Annotated in this window: 14 protein-coding genes and 1 pseudogene; 10 read left to right on the top strand and 5 right to left on the bottom strand. The window is 68.6% G+C overall.

The features are described 5' to 3' along the window. Positions 1-657 precede the first annotated feature (657 nt). A complete protein-coding gene (locus tag ACTWQI_RS16130) occupies positions 658-1929 on the bottom strand; it encodes an ROK family transcriptional regulator (protein ID WP_443271016.1) in 1272 nt (423 codons plus the stop codon). Positions 1930-2128: 199 nt separating this feature from the next. Here ACTWQI_RS16130 and ACTWQI_RS16125 point away from each other — a divergent pair, with 199 nt between their 5' ends. The 10 genes from ACTWQI_RS16125 (at position 2129) to ACTWQI_RS16080 (ending at position 17167) form a co-directional block, all read left to right on the top strand. Further along, positions 2129-3811: an ABC transporter substrate-binding protein gene (locus ACTWQI_RS16125; protein WP_443271014.1), complete on the top strand. Its 1683-nt coding sequence runs from the start codon at positions 2129-2131 to the stop codon at positions 3809-3811. 7 nt (positions 3812-3818) lie between these two features. Further along, positions 3819-4808, top strand: a complete 990-nt coding sequence (locus ACTWQI_RS16120; RefSeq protein WP_443271012.1) for an ABC transporter permease — start codon at positions 3819-3821, stop codon at positions 4806-4808. Between the two features lie 12 nt (positions 4809-4820). After that, positions 4821-6629: a dipeptide/oligopeptide/nickel ABC transporter permease/ATP-binding protein gene (locus ACTWQI_RS16115; protein WP_443271011.1), complete on the top strand. Its 1809-nt coding sequence runs from the start codon at positions 4821-4823 to the stop codon at positions 6627-6629. Further along, positions 6626-7501, top strand: coding sequence for an ABC transporter ATP-binding protein (locus ACTWQI_RS16110; protein WP_443271010.1), 876 nt, complete (start codon positions 6626-6628; stop codon positions 7499-7501). Before ACTWQI_RS16115 ends, ACTWQI_RS16110 begins: the two co-directional genes overlap by 4 nt. Positions 7502-7840: 339 nt before the next feature. After that, positions 7841-8110, top strand: a complete 270-nt coding sequence (locus tag ACTWQI_RS16105; protein ID WP_443271008.1) for a hypothetical protein — start codon at positions 7841-7843, stop codon at positions 8108-8110. 225 nt (positions 8111-8335) lie between these two features. After that, entirely contained in the window at positions 8336-9742 is a 1407-nt protein-coding gene (locus tag ACTWQI_RS16100; RefSeq protein ID WP_443271006.1) for a glycosyl hydrolase, read from the top strand. 118 nt (positions 9743-9860) lie between these two features. After that, on the top strand, positions 9861-12317 hold the full coding sequence (locus ACTWQI_RS16095; RefSeq protein WP_443271004.1) for a glycoside hydrolase family 2 protein: 2457 nt from the start codon (positions 9861-9863) through the stop codon (positions 12315-12317). Beyond that, the gene (locus ACTWQI_RS16090) at positions 12318-13220 is read left to right on the top strand and encodes a LacI family DNA-binding transcriptional regulator (protein WP_443271002.1); all 903 of its coding nucleotides are present in this window, start codon (positions 12318-12320) and stop codon (positions 13218-13220) included. A 120-nt stretch (positions 13221-13340) separates the two neighbouring features. Continuing rightward, on the top strand, positions 13341-14288 hold the full coding sequence (locus ACTWQI_RS16085) for a GDSL-type esterase/lipase family protein (protein ID WP_443271001.1): 948 nt from the start codon (positions 13341-13343) through the stop codon (positions 14286-14288). Between the two features lie 59 nt (positions 14289-14347). Next, positions 14348-17167 carry a glycoside hydrolase family 2 TIM barrel-domain containing protein gene (locus ACTWQI_RS16080; RefSeq protein ID WP_443271000.1) on the top strand — a complete coding sequence of 940 codons (2820 nt, stop codon included), beginning with the start codon at positions 14348-14350 and terminating at the stop codon, positions 17165-17167. Positions 17168-17545: 378 nt separating this feature from the next. Here the strand turns inward: ACTWQI_RS16080 and ACTWQI_RS16075 are convergent, their stop codons facing one another. The 4 genes and pseudogenes from ACTWQI_RS16075 to ACTWQI_RS16060 form a co-directional block, all read right to left on the bottom strand. Next, a complete protein-coding gene (locus tag ACTWQI_RS16075; protein ID WP_443270999.1) occupies positions 17546-18418 on the bottom strand; it encodes an alpha/beta hydrolase family protein in 873 nt (290 codons plus the stop codon). A gap of 69 nt (positions 18419-18487) precedes the next feature. Further along, a pseudogene (locus ACTWQI_RS16070) lies at positions 18488-20324 on the bottom strand (rhamnogalacturonan lyase). A gap of 498 nt (positions 20325-20822) precedes the next feature. Beyond that, positions 20823-21521: a PaaX family transcriptional regulator C-terminal domain-containing protein gene (locus ACTWQI_RS16065; protein WP_443270998.1), complete on the bottom strand. Its 699-nt coding sequence runs from the start codon at positions 21519-21521 to the stop codon at positions 20823-20825. Positions 21522-21577: 56 nt separating this feature from the next. Continuing rightward, on the bottom strand, positions 21578-24241 hold the full coding sequence (locus ACTWQI_RS16060) for a family 78 glycoside hydrolase catalytic domain (protein ID WP_443270997.1): 2664 nt from the start codon (positions 24239-24241) through the stop codon (positions 21578-21580). Positions 24242-24270: the final 29 nt, after the last annotated feature.

The raw sequence follows: 24270 nt of genomic DNA, 5'->3' as shown, positions 1-24270 counted from the left end.
CCTCAACGACGGTAGACGCGGCCGCGCTGAGGGTGACGAGGAGCCAAGATGCTCACCTCCAAAGGGAGATCGTGTCTCCACCGTGCCATTGACCAGCCACGGCGCGCCAGCTGGCGGATCACGGCGCTGGCCATGCGATCACCTCGCCATCACCAAGCGTCTTCGGACAGCAGCTGGCGGGTCAGGCCCCTTTGGGGTGTATCAAGGGCACTGTGACCGGACCCGCCATCGTCGGTACCGCCCAAGGGTTGCGCGATCCTTCATTCAGGTGGGCGGAGCTTGTCCGGCATGCGCGGATACGGTGCTGCGAGCCTTACGGTTTGGGGAGCTATTGAGGTCGGGGTGTGCTGGCCTGACGTTGTGACTTGTGGTTGATCAGCAAGTGGTCTGGAGTCCGGCGATGGCGAGGTGGGTTTCGGTATGGGACTCGCGGTGGCCAGTGAACCGCTGGAGGGGCGCAGCATGATGTGTGCTGGCTGACCAGCGTGCTCATTTACCCGTCTTGAGGATGTCGGCCACGATGGGTCCGGCTGCGTCGCCGCCGTGGCCGCCGTCTTCGACGACGGCCACGGCAGCCATGTCGTTTCGGTAGCCGAGGAACCAACTGTTGGCGCCTGTCTGGCTGTCTGTCTCCTGGTCGTGGCCGTTCAGCCGCGGTCACGCACTGGGTGGGGAGGCCAGCGCGGGTTCGTCCACGGTGAGGTTCTCCGGCAGTCGCTGTGCCGCGTGCAGGGGCACGAGCTCGGACTGCAGCACCATGGCGGCGGCGCCGATCGCGGGTGCTGTCGCCGCCGTGTGGGAGAGGCGCACGTCGACCGTGTGCACGCCACGCGCGAAGAAACCGCGGTCGAGTTCTTCGCGCACGATCGGCAGGTACACCGATCCCGCGATGGCGAAGCTCGGCCCGGTGAGCACGAGGAACTCCACGTCCATGACGTTGGCCAAGGTGCGGCCGGCCACCGCGACGTACCGTGCGGAGCGTTCGAGGATCGCGGTCGCCTGCGGTTCGCCTCGCCGGGCCGCGCGGCTCACCGCCGCGAAGTCCGCCGCCAGGGAGCTGCGGGATCGGTTGGCGCCGACCAGGCGGGCCAGTGCCTGGTCCGCGCGCGCGGCTGCGACGACGGCGGCGGGTCCGGCCAGTGCCTCGACGCAACCGCGAGCCCCGCACCAGCACTCGGGACCCATGACGTCGACGCACACGTGCCCGATCTCGCCGGCGTTGCCGCTGTTGCCGCGGTAGGTGATGCCGCCGATCACGATGCCCGCGCCGATTCCGGTTCCCATGTAGAGCGCGGCGGAGGTGGAGGCGCTCCCCATACCGCCCGACCAGTGCTCGCCGAGCGCCGCGGCGGTGGCGTCGTTGTCCAGCACCACCGGCAGGCCGGTTGCGGCCGCGAGCTCCCGGTCGACGGGATAGTCCTCCCACTTGCGCATCGGCGGCGGTGTGAGGGTCATGCCGGTGTTTGCGCAGAGGGGGCCGGGGGACACCAGCCCGAGGCCCAGCACCCGGCTCGGCTCGACGCCGACCCTGGCGACGAGCGCCGCGACTTCGTTGGCCATGCGCCTGACGATCACGGAAGGTTCCTGGACGCCGGCGCCGGGCCTGGTGATGCGCGCGACCACCGCACCACCGAGGTTGGTCAGCACGTAGGTGATGCGTCCGTGGTCCAGGTGCACCCCGACCGCGTAGCGGGAGTTGTGGTTCAGCTGGAGCAGCACCCTGCGTTTGCCGCCAGTGGACTCGGCGCGGCCGGTCTCCAGCACGAGACCGTCGTCGAGGAGCTTGCGGACCGCGACGGAGATCGTGGCACCGGTCAGTCCCGTCGCGTTGATCAGGCCGACCCGGCTGATCGTGCCCGCCGCTCGGATGACGTCGAGCACCGCGGCCTTGCTGCTCGCGTGCGGGGTGATGCGGGCCGGGCCGTTCAAGGTGACCTCCGCGTGCTTACTTCGCCTGCCGATCAAAGCCTAGCAAGGCAGCTGCCCGCGATGACACACGCGTTAACGCCAGTGATCCGACAAGGTATTGACGGGGTATTGACTTTGTTTCTTCACTTACTTAAGAATCCAAACCCGTTGGTGTGATCCAGCCCACCCAGAGGTCCCCCGGCCAGTGAGAGGATCCACGATGTCCCTGAAGTCACAGCGGGTGCGCGTCGCCGCAGCCGGCTTGGCGGTGCTCGGCCTGGTGGCGACCGGATGCGGCCCGTCCTCCGGCACCAGCTCGGCGGACGCCGAGACGTTGGTCGCCTTCACCGGCCAGGCCGGGGACTACCAGGGCAACTTCAACCCGTACTCCCCGACCGTCAACGAGGGGCGGGGAACGATCTTCGAACCGTTGTTCTTCTTCAACGCCATGAAGCGTGACGCGGAGCCGAGGCCACGGCTGGGCAAGGAGTTCTCCTGGAACGCCGACGGGACCGAGCTGTCGGTGACGTTGCGTGACGACGTCAAGTGGACGGACGGGCAGAAGTTCTCCGCGAAGGACGTCGTGTTCACGCTCGACATGGTGCGCAAGAACAGCACCATGAACTCGACCGGCTACAAGGGCACGGCGACGGCCGTCGACGACACGCACGTCGTCATCAAGTTCGACGAACCCGCCTTCATGGATGGCCCTCAGATTCTCGGCAGGCTCTGGATCGTCCCCGAGCACCTGTGGAAGGACATCGCCACACCGGCGACCGATCTGATCAAGAGTCCGGTCGGCACGGGTCCGTTCCAGCTCGACGAGTTCAAGGCGCAGGCCATCACGCTGAAGTCGAACCCCGGCTACTACGGCGGCGAGCCTGCGGTGAAGAAGATCCGCTACCTGTCCCTGTCGGGCAACCAGGGCGGTGCCGACGCGCTCAAGGCGGGCAAGGTCGACTGGCAGACCGGCCCGGTCCCGGACATCAAGAACGTCGAGAAGAACTACCCCGGCTACAAGGCCATCACGATCCCGCAGAACCAGACGGCGCTGTTCACGTGCTCCAGCGCCGAACTCGGCTGCACCGGCCCGCAGACCGACCCCGCCGTCCGCAGGGCGATCTACTACGGCCTCAACCGCGGGCAGCTCAACGCACTGGCGTTCCAGGACACCTCGAGCGAGATCTCGCCGGGATTCGCGTTGCTGGAGCGGGACAAGCCCTACATCTCCGGGAAGTTGCGGGAGAAGGTGGCGCCGATGAGCGCCGACGTGGCGAAGGCGACCCAGCTGCTCGAGGGCGCGGGCTACGCCAAGGGCGCCGACGGGATCTATGCCAAGGACGGCAAGCCGCTGGCGCTGACCGTGAAGGTCGTGACCGGCTGGACCGACTACATCACCGCCGTCAACACCATCGGGCGGCAGCTGCAGCGGGTGGGCATCAAGGTGACACCGCAGCAGCTCTCCTGGAACGAGTGGTCCGACCAGCGCAACCAGGGCAACTTCGAGCTGTTGATCGACGCGGTCTACCAAGGGCCCGCGGCGGACCCGTACTACACCTTCAGCTACTTCTTCGGCGGCGGCAACACCGCGCGGGTCGGTGAGACGGCCAACCCGAACTTCGGGCGGATGAAGGACGCCCGGGTTGATGCCGCGCTGGCCGCGCTCAAGCGCATCAATCCCGAGGACGCCGCGGCCCGGCAGCCGCACTTCGACGTGATCCAGACGCGGGTCGAGGAGGTCATGCCGTACATCCCGGTGCTCACCGGTGGCACGACCAGCGAGTACAACGCGAAGAAGTTCACCGGCTGGCCCACCAAAGACGATCTCTACGCGTTCCCGGCGGTCTGGTCGGCGCCGGACAACTCGGAGATCTTCATGAAGCTCAAGCCCGCGGGCAAGTGACGAACCGATGGCGTACTACGCCCGGAAGCTGCTGTTCTACGTGGTCGCCCTCTGGGCGGCGGTGACGCTGAACTTCGTCATCCCCAGGCTCATGCCGGGCAACCCGGTGGACATCCTGATGGCGAGGCTGCAGCAGCGCGGTGGCTCGGTCGACCCCTCCGTGCGGCGCTCGTACGAGCTGCTGCTCGGCACGGGCCGGGACGGGTCCGCGGTGAGCGAGTACTTCTCTTATCTGGGCAATCTCGCCCGTGGCGACCTCGGCATCTCGGTGAGCGTGTTCCCGTCGCCGGTGTCGGAGGTCATCACGGCGTCGCTGTGGTGGACGGTCGTGCTGGTCGGCATCGCCACCCTGCTGTCGTTCCTGCTCGGCGTCTCGCTCGGTGCCGTGGTCGGCTGGCGGCGCGGCACCTGGCTCGACAACTTGGTGCCGTCGACCACCGTGCTCGCGGCGGTGCCGTACTTCTGGCTCGCCCTGCTCCTGGTGGCGCTGCTGTCGTCGGCGCTGGGCTGGTTCCCGTTGCTCGGTGGGTACGACGTGGTGCTGTCGCCCGGCTGGAATGCCGAGTTCCTCTCGTCGGCGATCTACCACGGGACGCTGCCCGCGCTGACCATCGTCATCTCGTCGGTCGGCGGCTGGCTGCTGGGCATGCGCAACATGATGGTGTCGTCAATGTCCGAGGACTACGTGCTGACGGCGCGGGCGAAAGGGCTGCGGGGCAGCCGGGTGATGGTCCGCTACGCGGCGCGCAACGCCGTCCTGCCGTCGGTGGCCGGTTTCGCGATCTCGCTGGGTTTCGTGGTCGCCGGCTCGATCGTCACCGAGCAGGTCTTCTCCTATCCCGGCATCGGCGGACGGTTGCTGCAGGCGGTGCAGAACAACGACTACGCGTTGATGCAGGGAATCTTCCTGGTGATCACCATCGCGGTGCTGGGCGCCAACCTCGTGGTCGACCTGATGTACGCCCTGATCGACCCCCGAACCCGCGTGAGCGGCTGAGAGGAGCTGGCCGTGACCAACATCAGCACAGCCACCACCCCGTCCGCCGCCGCAGCGTCGAGGGCGGGCTGGCGGTCGATGCTGCCGCGCTGGACGCCGAAGCTCGGCGTCGGGCTCGGCCTGATCATCGTGATCACCCTGTTCGGACTGCTCGGCCCGCTGTTCGCGGGCGATCCGGACGCGGTGCGCGACATCGGCCTGACCCCGCCGAGCGGTGAGCACCTGGTGGGCACCACCCAGACCGGGCAGGACGTGCTGGCCGAGCTCACCTACGCCACCAGGGGCTCGTTGCAGATCGGCCTGCTGGTGGGCGTGATGGCCACGATCCTGTCCGCCTTCTTCGGCATCATCGGCGCCTACATCGGCGGCTTCACCGACGAGTTCTTCTCGTTGTTCTCCAACGTGATGCTGGTGATCCCGGGCCTGCCGCTGGTGATCGTCATCGCCGGGTTCGTCCCCGCCGACCAGCGGGGGGCGTGGACGATCGCGATCGTGCTGGCGGTCACGAGCTGGGCGGCGTCGGCCCGTGTGCTGCGGGCGCAGACACTGTCGCTGCGCAACCGCGACTACGTCGCCGCCGCGCGGGTCGCCGGGGAGAGGCCCTGGCGGGTGATCACCGTCGAGATCCTGCCCAACCTGCTGCCGTTGCTGGCTTCCCAGTTCGTCTTCGCGGTCATCGCGGCGATCCTCGGCGAGGCCGGGCTGTCGTTCCTCGGGCTGGGGGCCTCGAACTCCTCGACGCTGGGCACGATGCTCTTCTTCGCCCAGAACGGATTCGCGCTGCAGCTCAACGCGTGGTGGTGGTTCGTCCCGCCGGGCCTGATCATCGCGTTGTTCGGGTGCGGCCTCTCGCTAGTGAACTTCAGCATCGACGAGATCATCAACCCCAAGCTGCGGGACGTGCCACTGCGCGCGAACGAGGCCCCCGTGGCGTCGCGGGCGCGACCGGCCGCACGCGTGAACGACGACGTGGTGCTCACCGTCGAGCACCTTTCCGTGGTGTACCAAGGACTTTCGCCGGTGCATGCCGTGCGCGACGTGTCCTTCACCCTGCGCCGAGGCGAGATTCTCGGCCTGGCGGGGGAGTCGGGGTGCGGCAAGACCACCCTGGCCTACGCGGTCAACCGGTTGCACCGGCCGCCCGCTGAGGTGACGTCCGGGTCCGTGACCTTCCACGACCGCGACGGCGCGGACATCGACGTGCTGGCACTGGCACCGGAAGAACTGCGCGCGTTCCGCTGGTCGAAGCTGTCCATGGTCTTCCAGGGCGCGATGAACGCGCTCAACCCCGTGATCACGATCGGCGCGCAGTTGGACGACGTGCTCACCACGCATCGGCCGGACATGTCACGCGACCACCGTCGGCAGCGGTGCGCCGAGGTGCTGGATCTGGTCGGTGTCGACCCGCGGCGGCTCGGCTCGTTCGCGCACGAGCTGTCCGGCGGCATGCGGCAACGCGTCATGATCGCGATGGCGCTGCTGCTCGACCCGCAGGTCATGATCATGGACGAGCCGACGACGGCGCTGGACGTCGTGGTGCAGCGCGGCATCCTGCAGGAGATCCTGCGGTTCCGCGACGAGCTGGGCTTCGCGGTCGTCTTCATCACCCATGACCTGCCGCTGCTGCTCGAGATCAGCGACCGGATCGCGGTCATGCGCGACGGCCGGATCGTCGAGCTCGGCACGGCGGAGGAGATCCACCGCGCCGCCGAGCACCCCTACACCCGTGAGCTGCTCGCCGCTTTCCCCAGCCTCACAGGGAAACGCGGCGGGTTCATCCGCGACGCCGAGCCCGTGCTGCACGAAGGAGGAGTGCGATGACCACGCTGCGGGCCCGCGACCTGGTCAAGGACTTCACCGTCCGCAATGGACTTCGCCGCAGGACCCTGCGCGCGGTCGACCGTGTCTCCTTCACCCTCGAACCCGGCCGGACCGTGGCGCTCGTCGGCGAGTCCGGCTCGGGCAAGTCGACGATCGCGCGGATGATCGCCCGCCTGGAGCGACCCACCTCGGGCGACATCATCGTCACCGACTCGGCGGGTGTCCCGGTGCCGGACCGCGAATACCGGCACCGCGTGCAGATGGTGTTCCAGGACCCGTTCGCCTCGCTCAACCCGTTCCACACGGTCGAGCACCATCTGGCCCGCCCGTTGCGCCTGCACGGCAGGGCGAGCGGACGTGAGGAGACGGCCCGGCGGGTCGAGGAGTTGCTGGAGCGGGTGACCCTGCTGCCGCCCCGCGACTTCGTCCAGCGGCGGCCGCACGAGCTGTCCGGCGGCCAGCGCCAGCGGGTCGCCATCGCCCGTGCGCTTGCTCCGGGTGCGGAGATCCTCGTCGCCGACGAGCCGGTGTCCATGCTGGACGTCTCGATCCGGCTCGGTGTGCTCAAGCTGCTCGCCCGGTTGCAGCGCGAGGAGAACCTCGCTGTCCTCTACATCACGCACGACCTGGCGACGGCGCGGCACTTCTCCGACGAGATCCTGGTGCTGTACCGGGGCCGGGTGGTCGAACGCGGCCCGGCCGACGCGGTGATCCTCAATCCCCGCCACCCCTACACCAAGCTGCTCGCCGCGGCCTCGCCGAACCCGGAGGCCCGCGGGCGCACGTTCGACACCGGGCGCGACGTCATGGCGGAAGCGGATGCCGGCGCGGCGTACGACCACCACACGGGACAGTGGGAGGGCGCCGCGTGATCTGGTCCGCGGGTGGGGTGCGACTGGCGTTCTCGATCGGGCCGGACGAGCCCGTGTCATTGCTGTGGTTGCGCCCCAGGGGGAACGAGGGTGGTGAGCTGCATCTGGGCTCGCCGCTGGTCGAGGTGCCGGCGATCGGGCACGGTCGTTTTCCGGGCAGCCGCCGGTACGCCGACAAGCTCGTGCCACTGATCGACGCGGCGGCGCCTCCGGTGCGATGCGCATGGACTACGCGTTGCTATCCCGCCTGCACCTGCAGTCCACCTCCGGCCAGCAGAACCCCTTGCTGTACCCGCCGATCGCCGCCGCGGCACCCGCATCCGCACTGCCGGAGCAGAGATGGGTGTCTGGGCGTACGCCCAGCCGGACATGACCCTCGGCGAGGCGGCGTTCACGCTCGCCACCGGTCTGCTCGGCAGGCTCTACCTCTCGGGCAGGCTCGATCTGATGCGGCCCGAGCAGCGCGGGCTGGTGCGCGACGCCGTGACCGTCCACAAGAGACTGAGCAGGGAGATCGCGGCCTCCGTGCTGTTCTGGCCGCTCGGCCTGACCGCGCACACCGGCCCGTGGTGGCGATGGGCCTGCGCTGTGCCGGCGGCACCTGTCTGACGCTGGGCGTCTGCCGGGTGTCTCGGCGACGCTCAGCGCGCCGGTAGCCCACCTGCGGGGCGCGGATGTCTCCGTCGAAATGCTCTTCCCGGCTTCGGCTTCGGCAGCGGAACGGCTGGTCGCTGCGCTGGCACCGCGACACAGGTGTGCTTGACATCGCCTGTTCGGCGATGCCCCTACTTCCGCCGTCATCCAGCTCGCTTGCAAGTGATCAAAGGAGATCTCATGCGGCACCTCCACCGGGTGGGCGCGGCGTTGTCCGCGCTCGTCCTGATACCACCTCTACTCGCGCTGGTGAACCCGGCCACCGCGGTCGCGGCGCCCGCGCCCTACACGAGCGCGGCGTCCGGCCGGTGCCTGGACGTCACGGGCGCCTCCACCACCCCCGGCGCACTGGTGCAGATCTACGACTGCCACGGAGGGCCCAACCAGGCCTGGGACCTGACCGCCGCCGCAGAACTGCGCGTGTACGGCGGCACCCGATGCCTGGACGTACCGAGCGGCCAGACCGCGCCCGGTACGCGCCCGCGCATCTGGGACTGCACCGGCGGCGCCAACCAGAAGTTCCGGCTCAACTCCGACGGCAGCGTCGTGGCCACCCAGACCGGGCTGTGCCTGGACGTCGCCAACGCGGCCACGACGAACGGGTCAGCGGTGCAGCTGTGGAACTGCAACGTTCAGGCGAACCAGCGTTGGTCGGCGGGCGGCGGCACACCGCAGCCCGAGTGCTCGGCCACCCCCGTCGGCCCGAACTCGACGATCCAGGCCCGTAAGTTGCTGTGCTATCTCTACAGCCAGTACGGCAACCACATCCTGTCCGGGCAGCAGGAGTCGACCTGGATCGGCGGCCCGGAGTACGAGATGAACTACATCCGCAACAACACGGGCAAGCTGCCCGCCATCCGCGGGCTCGACTTCGGCGACTCCAAGGACCTCGCGCCCAGGGCGATCGCGTGGTGGCAGGCGGGCGGCATCCCGATGATCGGTTACCACATGGGCGCGCCGACCAAGCCGGACACCTATGAGGGCAGCCAGATGGCGGTGTCGATCAACGCCGTCCTGACGCCCGGCACGGCCGAGTACGCCTCGTTCATCCAGCGCCTGGACGGCGCCGCGGGCATGTTGCAGCAGCTGGAGAACGCGGGCGCCGCGGTGATCTGGCGCCCGTTCCACGAGGCGGGCGGCACCTGGTTCTGGTGGAGCAAGGAGGGCGGCGCCCAGTACAACCGGTTGTGGCGCTTCATGTTCGACTACTTCACCAGGGTCAAGGGGTTGAACAACCTGGTGTGGCTGCACGGGTACAACGGTGCTCCGCAGGCCTCGTTCTACCCCGGAAAGTCCTATGTGGACGTCGGTGGCGCGGACACCTACGCCGGTGACGGCAACTACGACCCGCTCAAGCCGATGTACGACTCCGTGCGCAACGTCGTGGGCGGCACGATCCCCATCGCGCTGCACGAGAACGGTCCCATCCCGGACCCGGACCGCCTGCAGTCCTCCGGCGCGCGCTGGGTGTTGTTCGGCACCTGGCACGGGCACCACCTGACGCGGAGCAACTCGCTGAGCCACCTGCGCAAGGTGTACGGCCACAGCTATGTGATCACCCGCGATGAGCTACCGAATCTGAGGTAGCCCGCCCCCGGCTGTCGCGGGCGGGGAGCCCGCGACAGCCGGTCTCAAAAGACATTGACTTACTTGCCAACGCAACAACCGCCGAGGGTTGACCGCGGCATCGGGGAGCGAGGAAACGATGGAGCGCCAGACGTTGCACGACGGGTGGCAGCTGAGCGTGGCGGCGGGCTCTGTGCCCGACGGTGTGCGGGACGCCCGCGTGCCTGCCGCGGTGCCCGGCAGCACACACCTCGACCTGCTGGCCGCGGGACTGATCCCGGATCCCTTCCTCGACGGCAACGAGGAGTCGCTCGCCTGGATGTACCGCGTGGACTGGCGCTACGAGCTGACCTTCGAGACCAGGGCACCTGCCGGGAACGAGCGGGTCGACCTCGTGTTCGAGGGACTCGACACGGTGGCCGCCGTCGAGCTGAACGGCCTGCCGGTCGGCACCGCGGTGAACATGCACCGCACGCACCGGTTCGACGTGCGCCACCTGCTCCGCAACGGCGCCAACGAGTTGACTGTCACCTTCTCCTCCGCGCTGACGTACGCCGAGCAGGTCGAGCAGGAACTGGGCTGGCGGGACCACGCCTACCCGCACCCGTTCAACATGATCCGCAAGATGGCCTGCTCGTTCGGCTGGGACTGGGGCCCCGACCTGCAGACCGCGGGCATCTGGCGGCCGGTGCGCCTGGAGCGCTGGCGCACCGCGCGCCTGGCTTCGGTTCGCCCGCTGGTCACCATCGACCCCGACGGCACCGGCCGGGTCGAGGTGCACGCCGACGTCGAGCGCGGCGGGTCCGGGACGCAGCGGCTTTGGCTCGTGGTCACGGTGGATGGACGCACGGCACGGGTTCCGTGCAGCGGTGACAAGGCCGTGGCGACCGCGTTCGTTCCCGATGCGCGGCTATGGTGGCCTGCCGGATACGGGGAGCAGCCTCGGTACGACCTCTCCGTGTCGCTGGAGGCGGACGGCGAGACGATCGACGCGACCGAGCACCGGATCGGATTCCGCACGATCACGGTGGACACCGAACCAGACGAGATCGGCACCCCGTTCACCTTCGTGGTCAACGGCAGGCGGATCTTCGCCAAGGGCGCGAACTGGATCCCGGACGACCACTTCCTCACCCGCATCACCCGTGACCGCCTGGCGTGCCGGGTCGACCAGGCCGTCGAGGCGAACTTCACCATGCTGCGGGTGTGGGGCGGCGGCATCTACGAGACCGAGGACTTCTACGACGTCTGCGACGAACGCGGAATCCTGGTGTGGCAGGACTTCCTGTTGGCGTGCGCTGCCTACCCCGAGGAGGAACCGTTGTGGAGCGAGGTGGAGGCCGAGGCACGGGAGAACGTCGCCCGGCTGACCGGTCACCCGTCACTTGCGCTGTGGAACGGCAACAACGAGAACCTGTGGGGCTTCACCGACTGGGGCTGGTCGGATCAGCTCGGTGGGAAGACGTGGGGCCTGAGGTACTACACGGAACTGCTGCCCGCGATCGTCGTCCAGCTGGACCCGACCCGGCACTACGCACCGGGCAGCCCGTACAGCCCCGGCAACCGGCATCCCAACGACGCCGACCACGGCACCCGCCACGACTGGCAGGTGTGGAACCACGTCGACTACGCGCACTACCGCGACCACGTGCCGCGCTTCTGCTCGGAGTTCGGCTTCCAGGGCCCGCCCACGTGGGCGACGCTGTCGAGATGGGTGCACGACGAACCACTGACCCCGACCTCGGCGGGGTTCCTCCTGCACCAGAAGGCCGATGACGGCAACGGAAAACTCGAACGCGGGCTGGCCGCCCACCTGCCGGCGCCCGCGGACTTCGCCGACTGGCACTGGGCGACCCAGCTCAACCAGGCACGTGCCGTGTCGTTCGGCATCGAGCACTTCCGGTCGTGGTGGCCGCGCACGGCGGGTGCATTGGTCTGGCAGCTCAACGACTGCTGGCCCGCCACGTCGTGGGCGGCCGTCGACAGCGACGGGCGGCGCAAGCCGCTCTGGTACGCGCTGCGGCACGCGTTCGCGCCACGTCTGCTGACGGTGCAGCCGAGGGAGGGCCGGTCCGTCCTGTTCGTGGTGAACGATCACGACGAGCAGTGGAGCGGCGACGTGTGGGTCCAGCGGCAGTCGTTCGCGGGAGCTGTCATGGAAGAGGCCGTGCTCCCGTTCTCCGCGACCGCCCGATCCGTCGTCGGTGTCACGCTGCCGGACGCCCTGCTCACCCCGTCCGCTCCGGCGGGGGAGGTGCTCGTCGCGACCACGGACGAAGCCCGTGTCGTGCACCTGTTCCGCGAGGATCTCGACCTGGAGTACGACCCGGCGCCGCTCAGCGCGCACATGGAGGCGGTCGAGGGCGGATACCGTGTCGACGTGCGCGCCACCTCGTTCGCACGAGATGTCGCGTTGCTGGCCGACCGGGTCGCCCCGGACGCTGTCGTCGACGAATTGCTGGTGCCGATGCTCGCCGGTGAATCCCGATCGTTCGTCGTGCGGACCGAAACACGGCTCGCCGATCCCGCGGTGCTCGCCGGGCCACTGGTTCTGCGCAGTGCCAACGGGCTTTGCGCGCCGATGGTGAGGTCCTGAGTGGCCACCTGGAATTCTTCGGGCGCCGTCGGGCTGGTGCTGGCCCGCCCGGCCCGGTTGCTCGGTGCCGAGCCGTTCTTCATGGAGTTCATCGCCGGCATCGAGGAACGCCTCACCGAACACGACCTGTCCGTCCTGCTGCACGTGGTCGCGACGCACGACGCGGAGCTCGCCGCGTACCGGCGCTGGGCGGGCGACCGGCTGGTCGACGCGGTGGTGCTGGTCAACCGGTCCGTCGACGACCCGAGGCCCGCGCTACTCCGTGACGTCGGCCTGCCCGTGGTCGTCGTCGGCGAGCCCGACGCCGAGCTCGGCGCGCCCGCCGTGCGCACCGACGACGCCGGTCCGGTCACGGAGGCGCTGCACCACCTGCTCGAACTCGGTCACTCCCGCATCGCCCGGATCACCGGTCCGGCCGGCCTGCTGCACACCGCGGCGAGAACCGCGGCCATGCTCGACGGTTGCCGGGCGGCCGGCGCGGTTCCGATGATCCTGGAAGGCGACTACTCCGAGGAGTCGGGCGCGAAGCTGACCGCCGCGTTGCTCGGCCTGCCCGAGCCGCCGACCGCGATCCTCTACGACAACGACGTGATGGCGGTTGCCGGGCTGGGTGTGGCGAAGGAACTGGGTGTCTCGGTGCCCGGCGAGCTCAGCCTGGTCGCCTGGGACGACTCGACGTTGTGCCGGCTGGCGTCGCCCGCGCTGACGACGATGAGCGTGGACGTTCATCAGTTCGGCGTCTCGGTCGCGGAGTCGGTGCTCGAACTCATCGGGGGACACACGGTCGCCGAACGGTGGTCGCCCACCGCCACGCTCCTCGTCCGGGAAAGCTCCTCCGTCGTGCCGGATCAGAAAAACAAAAAACAAAATCGACAGAGCGCCGCTCACGTGAATGATTCGTGATGCGTGCGAGCTTTTGCTGCGCCTGAAGCGTTCTTTCTCTTGCTCGTCATGACTGCCGCACGTCTCACTCCGCAATCGGCGTCGATTTCGACGACTTCGCGAATGGAAGGTGCCATGTCCGTGAAAAGGATCAGCAGGTGGTTGGCCTGCGCGCTCGCCGCGCTGCTGGCGTGGCTCATCCCGGTCCCGGCCTCGGCGGCGGAACCGGTGAGGATCATGGCGCTGGGTGACTCGATCACCGGGTCTCCCGGCTGCTGGCGGGCGTTGCTGTGGCGGCATCTGCGGGATACCGGTCGCACGAACGTCGACTTCGTGGGAACGCTGCCCGCGCCGGGCTGCGGGTTCGCCTACGACGGGGAGAACGAGGGGCACGGCGGCGTCCTCGCCACGCGGATCGCCCAGCAGAACCAGCTGCCGGCCTGGTTGTCGGCAACTCGGCCCGACGCGGTGCTGATGCACCTGGGCACCAACGACGTGTGGAGCAACATCTCCGCCGGCGCAATCCTGAGCGCCTACACCACGTTGCTGAACCAGATGCGGGCGAGCAACCCCGGCATGCGGGTGCTGGTCGCGCAGATCATCCCGATGAACCCGAGCAATTGTGCCGCGTGCGGGCAGAGGGTGGTCGAACTCAACAACACCATCCCGGGCTGGGCGCGGGCCAACTCCACGGCACGGTCGCCGATCACGGTGGTGGACCAGTGGACCGGGTTCAGCACCTCGGCGGACACCACGGACGGCGTCCACCCGAACAGCACCACCGGAAACCGCAAGATCGAGAGCCGCTGGTACCCCGCGCTGACCGCGGCGCTGGACGGTCCGGCCGGCCCGGCGTCGGCGTTGGTCGGCACGCAGTCGGGGCGCTGTCTCGAACCGGCCGCGGCGAGCACCGCCAACGGCGCCAGGGCCCAGCTGTGGGACTGCGGCGGTGGCACACACCAGCGCTGGACCATCACGAACGCCCGCGAGCTGCGCGTGTTCGGGTCGAAGTGCCTCGATGCCGAGGGACGGGGCACCGCGAACGGCACGAGAACCCAGCAGGCCAACCAGAAGTGGACCCGTCGCTGAGGTTGTCGCCACGCGGGTCGTCAACCTGCTTCATCCACACGCAATCCACTGGAGTCACTATGGACATCGGACGTCGCGAGTTACTCGAGATCGGCGCCGCGGGGGCGGGAGCCGTCGCGTTGTCGGGCATTGGCGCTGTGGTGGGTGGTGGGGCCGTCTCCGCCGCCACCGGCGCCGAAACCGAGACGCTGTATCTGACCGGCCTGGATGCCGACCACACAGTCGACTGGGAGTTCCTGTGCACGAGCGGACGGCAGAGCGGGACCTGGGGCCGGATCGCCACCCCGTCGAACTGGGAGTGCCGGGGCTACGGCACCTACAACTACGGCTGGAACCTGGTGCCGGAGGAGAAGGGCCGTTACCGGCACCGCTTCACCCCGCCCGCGAGCTGGTCGGGCCGCCGGGTCTACCTCGTCTTCGACGGTTCCATGACGGACACGGAGGCGTGGCTCAACGGAACATCGGTCGGCCCGGTGCACCGGGGTGGCTTCTACCGCTTCCGCTACGACGTCACCGCCCTGCTACGATCGGGCGTGCCGAACCTGCTTGAGGTGACCGTCAGCAGGGAGTCCGCCGACGACTCGGTCAACAACGCCGAACGCAGGGGCGACTACTGGAACTTCGGCGGCATCTACCGGCCCGTGTCGCTGCAGGCCTTCCCCTCCGCGCACGTGGACCGGATCGCGGTCGACGCGCGAGCGAACGGCACCCTCTCGGCTGACGTGTACCTCGCCGGGATCGGCACCGGTCACCGCGTCGTCGGGCAGGTTCGCACGCCGCAGGGCGAACCCGTGGGCACTGCGTTCGAGGTGGGCGTTCAGGCCGGGGCGACGAGGACGAGGCTCACCACCTCGGTCAGCGGGCCGAAGTTATGGACGGCCGAGACACCTGACCTCTACCGGTTGGACGTCCGGCTCGTCGACCGTTCGGGTGCGACGGTGCACAGCGTGTCGGAGAGGTTCGGCTTTCGCACCGTGGAAGTGCGCCGAGGCGACGGCGTCTACGTCAACGGAAAGAAGATCATCCTCAAGGGCTGCAACCGGCACACGATCTGGCCGACCCTGGGCCGGGCGTCGAGCCCGCGGCTGGCCCGGCAGGACATTCTCCTGATGAAGGAGATGAACATGAACGCGGTGCGGATGTCGCACTACCCGCCGGACATGTTCTTCCTCGACCTGTGCGACGAGCTCGGCCTCTACGTGATGGACGAGCTCGCGGGCTGGCAGAAGTCCTACAGCGAGCGGGCGGGCGCCCCGCTGGTCGCCGAGACGGTGATCCGCGATGTCAACCACCCGTCGATCCTGTTCTGGGCCAACGGGAACGAGGGCGGTTGGAACCCCGCGCTCGACGCGCACTTCGCTCGATACGATCCACAGGGCCGTGCGGTGCTGCACCCGTGGGCGAACTTCGGCGGCGTCAACACGGATCACTACGAGTCCTACGACAGCACGCGCGCGATTCTCGCGAAGCCTGACATCTTCATGCCCACCGAGTTCCTGCACGCTCTGTACGACGGTGGGGCCGGGGCGGGGCTGAACGACTACTGGGCCTTGCTGGGCAGCGCACCGCGGTCGGCGGGAGGGTTCATCTGGGCGTTCTGTGACGAGGGGGTCGCGCGAGGAGACCGGGGCGGTGCGATCGACGTCATGGGCAACGCCGCCCCGGACGGCATCGTCGGCCCGTACCGCGAGAAGGAGGGAAGCTTCTTCGCGGTCAAGGACATCTGGTCGCCGGTTCAGCTCGCTAATCCCGCGTACTACACGACATCGTTCCCGTCTGGTTTCGACGGCACGGTGCGGATCGTGAACGGGTACGACTTCCACAACCTGAGCCGGTGCTCGTTCGAGTGGCAGCTGCTCAAGTTCCGCCTGCCCGGCACCTTGGGCACCACGCCCAGGCTGGTGGCGCAAGGCGTGGTCCGGAGTCCGGACATCGTCCCTGGGGCCACAGGCACGCTCGTGCTCGACCTGCCGGAGATCTGGGGTCAGGCAGATGCCCTGCGCGTCACCACGACGGATCCCAGCGGCCAGCAGGTCGCCGACTGGGTGTGGATGATCAAGAAGGCTGCCGACTTCCGTGAGCGCGTCGTGGTGCCACACCCCACCGTCGACCGTGTCACGGTGATCGAGGACGCGGCAGGCGTGACCATGACTGCGGGCACCACGAGTGTCACCATCGCGAAGAACACCGGCAGACTCGCCAGGGTTGAGCGTGGCGGCAGGCCGGTGCCGCTGGCGAACGGCCCGGCACTCGTCGTGGGAACGTCCACGTTGCGCAAACTGACGCACTTCAGCGACGGCACAGCTCACGTCGTGCAAGCTGACTACACCGGAGACCTCAGGTCCGTGCGCTGGCGCCTCGACACGAGCGGATGGCTGCGCCTGGACTACCACTACCACCGCACCGGGCTCCACGATTTCCTCGGCGTCACCTTCGCCTTCCCCGAGTCGCAGACAACCGGTGTCACGTGGCTCGGAGACGGCCCACATCGGGTGTGGAAGAACCGCAGGCGCGGTGTGACGCCCGGTGTGTGGACAAAGGACTACAACGACACCGCGACCGGAGCGGAGGGCTGGAAGTACCCGGAGTTCAAGGGGTACCACGCGAACACCCGCTGGGCCGTCCTGCACACGACAACGGGCAACATCACGATGGTGGCCGAGCAGGAGGGCCTGTTCCTGCGCCTGTTCACGCCACGGGTCGGCCACGACCCGCGTTTCGCGACCGCCCCGTTCCCTCCGGGCGACATCTCGTTCCTCGACGGGATACCCGCCATCGGGAACAAGTTCCACGCCACGGACGCACTCGGGCCCGAGAGCCGGCCCAACCTCGCCACAGGTGACTACCGGCGGACCCTCTACTTCCGCTTCGGTGCTTGACCAGACCGAACAGCGTGAGAAGCCAGTGTCGTCACGATCGCGGACTCGGCGCGGCACGTAGGTGTCGCGCCGAGCCGGGCGGACCGCGCTGGTGGGGTGCAACTACTTCGAGAACGTCGATTCGACAAGCCCGCGTTTGCCGGTACTTCAACGCGGCCTACGTCGGGTGATTCCACAGTGGACCAGTCGCCAGCGGCACACCGGTCGCCGCTCGGGTCGTCGATCCGAGTCATTCCCACGCAATCCACTGGAATCCACCGTGGACACCGGACGTCGCGACTCGGTCGCTTCTCGGTGGCTGTATGCGCGTGATGCGGCCAGGACAACTCGGTCGTCGTCCTGGCCGCATCACACAGGTGGAGGTGGAAGTGCTTCCCGCTACAGCTGTGCCTCCCACGTGGTGGTGCTGGAGGAGGCGTCGGAGCGGAGGCGGTCACGGGCGACCGTGTCGGCGTACAGGCCCCAGCGCATCCAGTCCACGAAGGTGTTGCGGGCGCGGGAGTCGCCGAAGTAGTTGCTGTGATCTCCGCCGCGGAACGTGAGGAACGCCTTGGGCCGCGGGAGTTCCCTGAATGCCTGGCGTGCGGAGGAGTAGGGGCAGAGCTGGTCCCGGTCCCCGTGGATGAACAGGACCTTGGCCTTGACCGAGGGGGCCGGGTTGCCCATGTCCACACAGGCGATGGGGACCGCGGCGGTGATCCGCGGGTCGGGCGCGATGGTGAGCAGGCTGTGCGTGGTCATGCCGCCCATCGAGTAGCCGTACACGCCTACGCCCGCCCTGGTGTTGATGTGGCCCCTCAACGGGTCGTTGGCCGTGTTGAGCGCCAAGGTCCGCGTGATGGCCTCGGAGACGTCCCTGCCCAGGTTGCCGTTGTAGGTGTCGCCGATACTTGCGCGGAAGTGCGGTGCCGGCACGATGAAGCCCGCCGCGGCCATGGGCCGGATGTGCGACAGCGCGCCCTGCGGGCTGGCGCCGCTGCCGTGGGTGTACTGGGCGACGGGGAACACGCCGTCGGCCACGGGCGCGTTGGTGACAGGTGCGCCACCAGGAGTGCCCTTGGCGGGGTAGTAGACGTAGGTGGTGATCCGGCGGTTACCGCGCATCCAGTTGTACTGGCGGACGCCCACGGCGAACGGTGTGGTCGGCGCGCCCTGTGGGCTGATGGTGGCGAGCGCTTGTCCGGTGCCGAGCAGGCCGAGGCCGAGGCCCGCCGCGCTCAGGCTCAGGAAGGTACGTCGTTGCATGGTCATGGATGACTCCGTTGTAGGGGATTTGGCAGGGACTGGGCTCAGGGCTCGGTCGCGGCCCGTCGCCCGGTGTCACGGGCTCGCGAAGCTGGGGTGGGGTGGCTGGTTGTAGGCGGTGTTCTGCCACGCCACCGCCAGGCGGTACTGGCGGTCTTGCATCAGCGACGGGCGGCTGATGCTGGTCGGGTCGGTGGTGGAGTAGATCCGCAGCGCCCGGTTGTCGCTGGTGCGCCAGATGACCTCTTCGCGCCAGTCACCGAGGATGTCCGCCTGGAGGACCGGGGTGGACTTGGTGCCGTTGTTGGATGCCACCCCGGAGCCGGTCAGCAGGCGGGTGTCGCCGCTGGTGCCGTACTTGTCGATGTGCGTGCCGTCCAGCAGCTCGCGCTGGGCGTCGCCGTCCCACCAGATCACGAAGTTCATCGAGCTCGGCTTGCGGGCCGCGACCTGGTTGCCGTTCGCCGCGCTGCGCAGCCCTCCGACAGCAGCGGACCAGATCTCCGCACCGGGGTTGCCCGCCCAGATGTCGGCGGCGACGCCGCGGCCGTTGTCGCAGCCGCACGATGGTGCCCGGTAGAGGAACTGGCCGGTGCGGGCGTCGTGCACGTCCATCGGGGAGCTGCCCGACTCGTGCACGGTGAACACTTCCAGGCCGGGCCTGCTCGGTGCGAGGTCGCTGACGTGCAGCGCGTCGCCGTGGCCCAGGCCGGTGCTGTACATGAGCGTGCCGTTGTCGTTGATCGTCGCCGAGCCGTAGATGATCTCGTCACGGCCGTCGGCGTCGACGTCGGCGATGGACAGGTTGTGGTTGCCCTGCCCGTACGCGCCGCCACGGCCCGAGTCGTAGGTCCACCGCCGCGTGAGCTGACCGCCGCGGAAGTCCCAGGCGGCGATCACCGCACGGGTGTAGTAGCCGCGCGCCATGATGATGCTCGGCCGCGAACCGTCCAGATAGGCCGTGCCCGCCAGGAAACGGTCAACCCGGTTGCCGTAGTTGTCGCCCCAGTCGGAGACGTTGCCCCGCGGCGGAACGTAGTTCTCGGTGTCCAGGATCGCGCCGTCGGAGCCGCGGAACACCGTCAGGTACTCCGGCCCGGACAGCACGTAGCCGCTGGAGTTGCGGTAATCGGCGCCCTGCGTTGCCGATCACCTGACCGGTTCCCGAGCGCGTCCCGTCGGCGGTCTTCATGGCGGCCTCGGCCTTGCCGTCGCCGTCGTAGTCGTACACCTGGAACTGGGTGTAGTGCGCGCCGGAGCGGATGTTGCGGCCCAGGTCGATCCGCCACAATCGCTTGCCGTCCAGTTTGTAAGCGTCGATGATCGTGTTGCCGGTGTAGCCGGTGTGGGCGTTGTCCTTGGCGTTGGTGGGTTGCCACTTCAGCACGATTTCGTACTGGCCGTCGCCGTCCAGGTCGCCGACGCTGGCGTCGTTTGCCTCGTAGGTGTAGCTGCCCGACGGCGTCGACCCGCCCGGCGGGATCTGCAACGGCACATCCCTCGTGCTCGCGGTGACACCCACCCCGCCCTCGGTGTGCGCCGCCATCCGCAGCGACCGCTCCGCCGACGCAGTGCTCGTCTGCTCCACCCCGTTCACCACCGGGCGAACCGCGTAGCTGGCGTGCGCCGAAGCACCGCGGTCCACGAAGTTCGTCCGCGTGATCGGCGTCGCCGTTACCTTCCTGCCGTCCCGATAGACATTGAAGGCCGTGCCCGACGCGTCCTGCGCCAACAACCTCCAGCTGAGGAAGTTGCCGTTGCCGGTGTGAACACTGATCAGACCGCGATCCAGCCTGTCGGCTTGAGGGACGCGAGGCGTGTCAGCTGTCGACTGGGACGCGGTGGCCCCCACTGTCAGGGCCGCCGACGTCGCGACGACCATCAGTGCACGCATCGTCTTTGATTTGTGCATCACCAGTTCCGTTCATCAGGGTTGATCTCCAAGGCGGCGGAACCGGCACACCGGACGACGGGAGTTCGGGCGTCGTCCGGCCGGTGGCCGGTGAATGCTCAGGTCGTCACGCCGGACGTGGCGACGGTGCGGCCGAGCGCGTCGGTGATCGTGTCGAGCCGCATGGGTAGCTCGGTGCCTGATGTGGCGATCGGTCCGGTCCACGGGAACGGCGAGTGGCCGGAAGTGCCGCGGGAATCAGGATCCGTTGTGCCGGATCGGTCTGTGCTGCGCGCTCACGCGGATCTCCGTCCGTCTGGCAGGGAGTCGGGGAGGAGGAAAGGCTTGCGGGCCATCAGGTTCGTGACCGATGGGGGAGGCGACGCCCGTAACGTATAACAGAAAGTGTTCCGGTCGGACTTACTTCTGTCAACGAATGAGAACGCACTCGTCCGGCCTCGTGCACTCGGTGGTCGTACTGCTCGTCGAACGTCGTCAGCTCTTGGCTGATACCGGCACTCATCGCCGCGATCGTGTGAGCCTTGATATCGAGCCGCGGCTCTTCGTCGTACCGGCCGCCACGGCGCGGACGTGTTCCTGCGCCGGCTGGGCCAACCCGTCGTAGACCGCCACGCACACTTCCCTGGCGCGTGCCCGCGGCCACCCGGACGGCAACAGGTCGATGGGCAGCAACGGGTCCAGCACGGGGAAGCGGCGGTAGGAGTTCATCACCTCGGTGCGGGCCCGCACTGCCGCGGCACCGGTCACTCCGCCGGCCGCTATGCGAGGTATCAAACCCCTCCACCGCCGGATGAAAGCCTGGTACTGGCCGGTGATGCCGCGGAGGTCCCACGCCTGCACCGGGTTGCGGCCCGTCTCGACCTCCAGCTCCACGTGCTGGGCGCGGAACATGCTGATCTTCCCGGGAGCCAGGGTGGCCAGCTCGGCCCGTCCTCTCGGCGTCAGCGGATGCGGCGACACCCACACCGCGTCGTACAGCGGTGCACATCCCCGCCACCGCAACGCGGTGCGCAACGCACGTCGTCGCGTGCTGTGTTCTTCCGGGACGGAGAAGGCGATGAGTGTCCAGTACCCGTCCCACGAGTCCGAGTGCGTGGTGAACGCGGCGATCGAGCTGCCGCCGTTCCACAGGTCGGTGGCGACCTCTTCCGTGAGCCGGTACGAGCTGTGCCGCCCGCGCCGGCGACCCTCGAGCACTCCGCGACCAGCCTGCGCGCCTGACCGCCTGCGGTGACCATGCACGCTCGCCGGCCTCAGGACGCTGGTACGGCAGTGGCAGCCGTTGCGGTGCTGCTTCCCCCGGTGAAACTCCAGCTCCCGTGCGGAACGGACACGACCGAGAAGCCGCTCTTGGTCGGTACGTGCACCTCCGCCGTCGAGCCGACCGGCACCTCGACAGTCAGCCGCAGCACGCCGTCGACCTTCGTCCACGCCACGGAGATGCGTCCGCGCACACTTATGAACTCGAGCCGCGCCCACGACACCCTGGTGGCGTCCGGTCGCACCGTGAACGTCCGGTAGCCGGCGTCTCCCGGCCGCAACCCGGCGACGTGCTCGTACAGCCACTGCGCGATGGTGCCTTTGAAGTAGTGGTTGCGCGAACGGGTGCCGGTGTCCCACTTCTCCCACATGGTGTCGGCACCGTTCGCGAACCAGTGACCCCAGCTCGGGTAGGTCCGCTCGGTCGCCATCGCGTGCGCGACGTCGGCGTGTCTGTTGTCGGTCAACGCCTTCAACAACACGCTGGCACCGAGGCAGCCGACGTTGACGTGGTTTCCGTTCGCCTTCACCTCGGCGGCGAGCCGGTCTGCCACCGCCCGCACCGAGCCGGACGGCACCATCCCGAACGCGAGCGGAATCGCGTTGGACGTCTGCCGGTAGCCGGGGTCCTTGGCCGTGCGGTAGTAGCCGCCGGGGTGGAGGAACGTCCGGTTGAACGCCGACCGCAGGTTCGCGGCGACCTCGCGGTAGCGGGGAACGGGCTTGCCGATCACGTCACCGAGTTCGGCGGTGTGCAGCAGCGCGCGGTACAGGTACGCGGTCGCGGTGAGCCGGGTGTCCTCCGGCGGCAAGCCGTCGGAGCCGGGTGGCACCCAGTCGCCGAGCGCGGTCACCGCGAGCCCGTCCCGCAGCCTGCCGATCTCCCAGTCCAGATAGCGGGTGAGCACCGGCCAGTGCTGCGCCGGCAGCCGGTCGTCACCGTAGATCCGGTACATCTCACGCAGCACGAACGGATAGACCGTCGTCCACTCCGGAGCGGGTGCGAGCTCGCGGTAGCCCCAGCCGCCGCTCGGCACGATCACCGGCAGCTGCCCGGCCGCGTCCTGGCTGTCCGCCAGGTCGCCGAGCCACTTGGTGAAGAACTTCGCCATGCCGAACTCGGCGAGCATCGACGGCGCGCCGACCTGCGCGTCGCCCGTCCAGCCGTTCTTCTCGTAGGTCGGCGTGTCGGTCGGGATGCCGTGCAGGTTGTTCAGCACCGTGCAGCGCATCGCGGCGTCGTAGCGCTCGAACAGCGGTTCCGAGCACCGGAACGTGCTCACCGACGGCACATCCGAGTGCACCACCCGGCCCTGCAGGCGCGGTGCCGCGGCGAGGCCCGTCACCTCGACGTAACGGAAACCCTTGTACGAGAACCTCGGTTCCCACGTCTCCTCGCCGGTTCCCGCGCAGACGTACTCGTCGACTTGGTCGCGGCTGCCGGTCACGTGGCCGTTGACCATGCGCACGGTGCCGTCGGAGTTCAGCGTCTCGCCGTGTTTGAGCCGCACGACGGTGCCTGCGGACGCCCGCACGGTAAGCCGGGTCCAGCCTGACATCGTGCGCCCCATGTCGGCCACGAACACTCCGGGCTTCGGCCGGGTGATCGCGGCCGGGGTGACCGACTCGATCACGCGGATCGGTTCGTGTTCCTGGGCTTTCAGCGTGCCCCTCGGAGCGGGCCGGATGGGCGCGCGCTGCCATTTGCTGTCGTCGAAGCCCGGTTTCGTCCAGTCCCGCGGGGCACGCCGGGCGTCGTAGGTCTCGCCGTTGTACAGGGAGTTCACGAGCGTGGGGCCAGAGGTCATGCGCCACGACTCGTCCGAGGCGATGGTGGTGCGCGTGCCGTCCGGGTGATCGATCTCCAGCTGTGCCAGCAGCTTCGGCTCGTCGTGCCACGACGGGCGCTCCCACCGCCACACGTTCGCCGTCTTCATCCCGTAAAAGCCGCGTCCCAGCGTCACGCCGATGGCGTTGCGGCCGGCGCGAACCTGCTCGGTGACGTCGTGCGTCGCGTACAGGACGGTGTTGTCGTAGTCGGTGAAGCCGGGATCGAGCACGCGGTCGCCGACGCGGCTGCCGTTGATCTCGGTCTCGTAATAGGCGAGGCCGCTCACGTACAGCCTGGCGCGCGACACGGGCTTGGCGAGCGTGAACTCCTTGCGCAGCAACGGTGCGGGCTGCTCGCTGGTGGCGGCTTCCGCTCCGATCCAGCGCGCCTGCCAGCGCGCACCGAGCAGTGCCGTCTCCCACCAGCTGCTCGTGCTCCACTCCGACGGCTTGTTGTCGCCGTCCCACACCTTGACTCGCCAGTGATAACGCGTGCGCGGCCGCAACTCCCCACCGCCGTAGGGAATTCCTGTCGTGCGGTCCGATCCCACCCGGCCTGACTGCCACACGTCCGAGCCCCCAGGGACCGTGCCGACCTCGATCTCGTAGGCACTCTGCCGAGCTCCGGTGCCGTCCGCGGCAAGCACCCACCCGAGCCGCGGTGCCGTGACATCGGTGCCCAGCAACGTTTCCGCGTACTCCACCGTGGTGCGCACGACGCGCAAGCCGCTCGCCTGCGCGGCCGGCTCAGCTCGCGCCACGCCGATGGGCAACGCCGTCGCCGACAGCCCGACCGCTGATGTCCTCAAGAACTCTCGTCTGCGCACGCCGTCTCCATCTTCGTCGCTGGATGAAA

The sequence above is a fragment of the Streptomyces sp. KR80 genome (genome assembly GCF_052245555.1).
Classification (GTDB): Bacteria; Actinomycetota; Actinomycetes; order Streptomycetales; family Streptomycetaceae; genus Streptomyces.
This window is presented reverse-complemented; position numbering and strand designations above follow the sequence as displayed.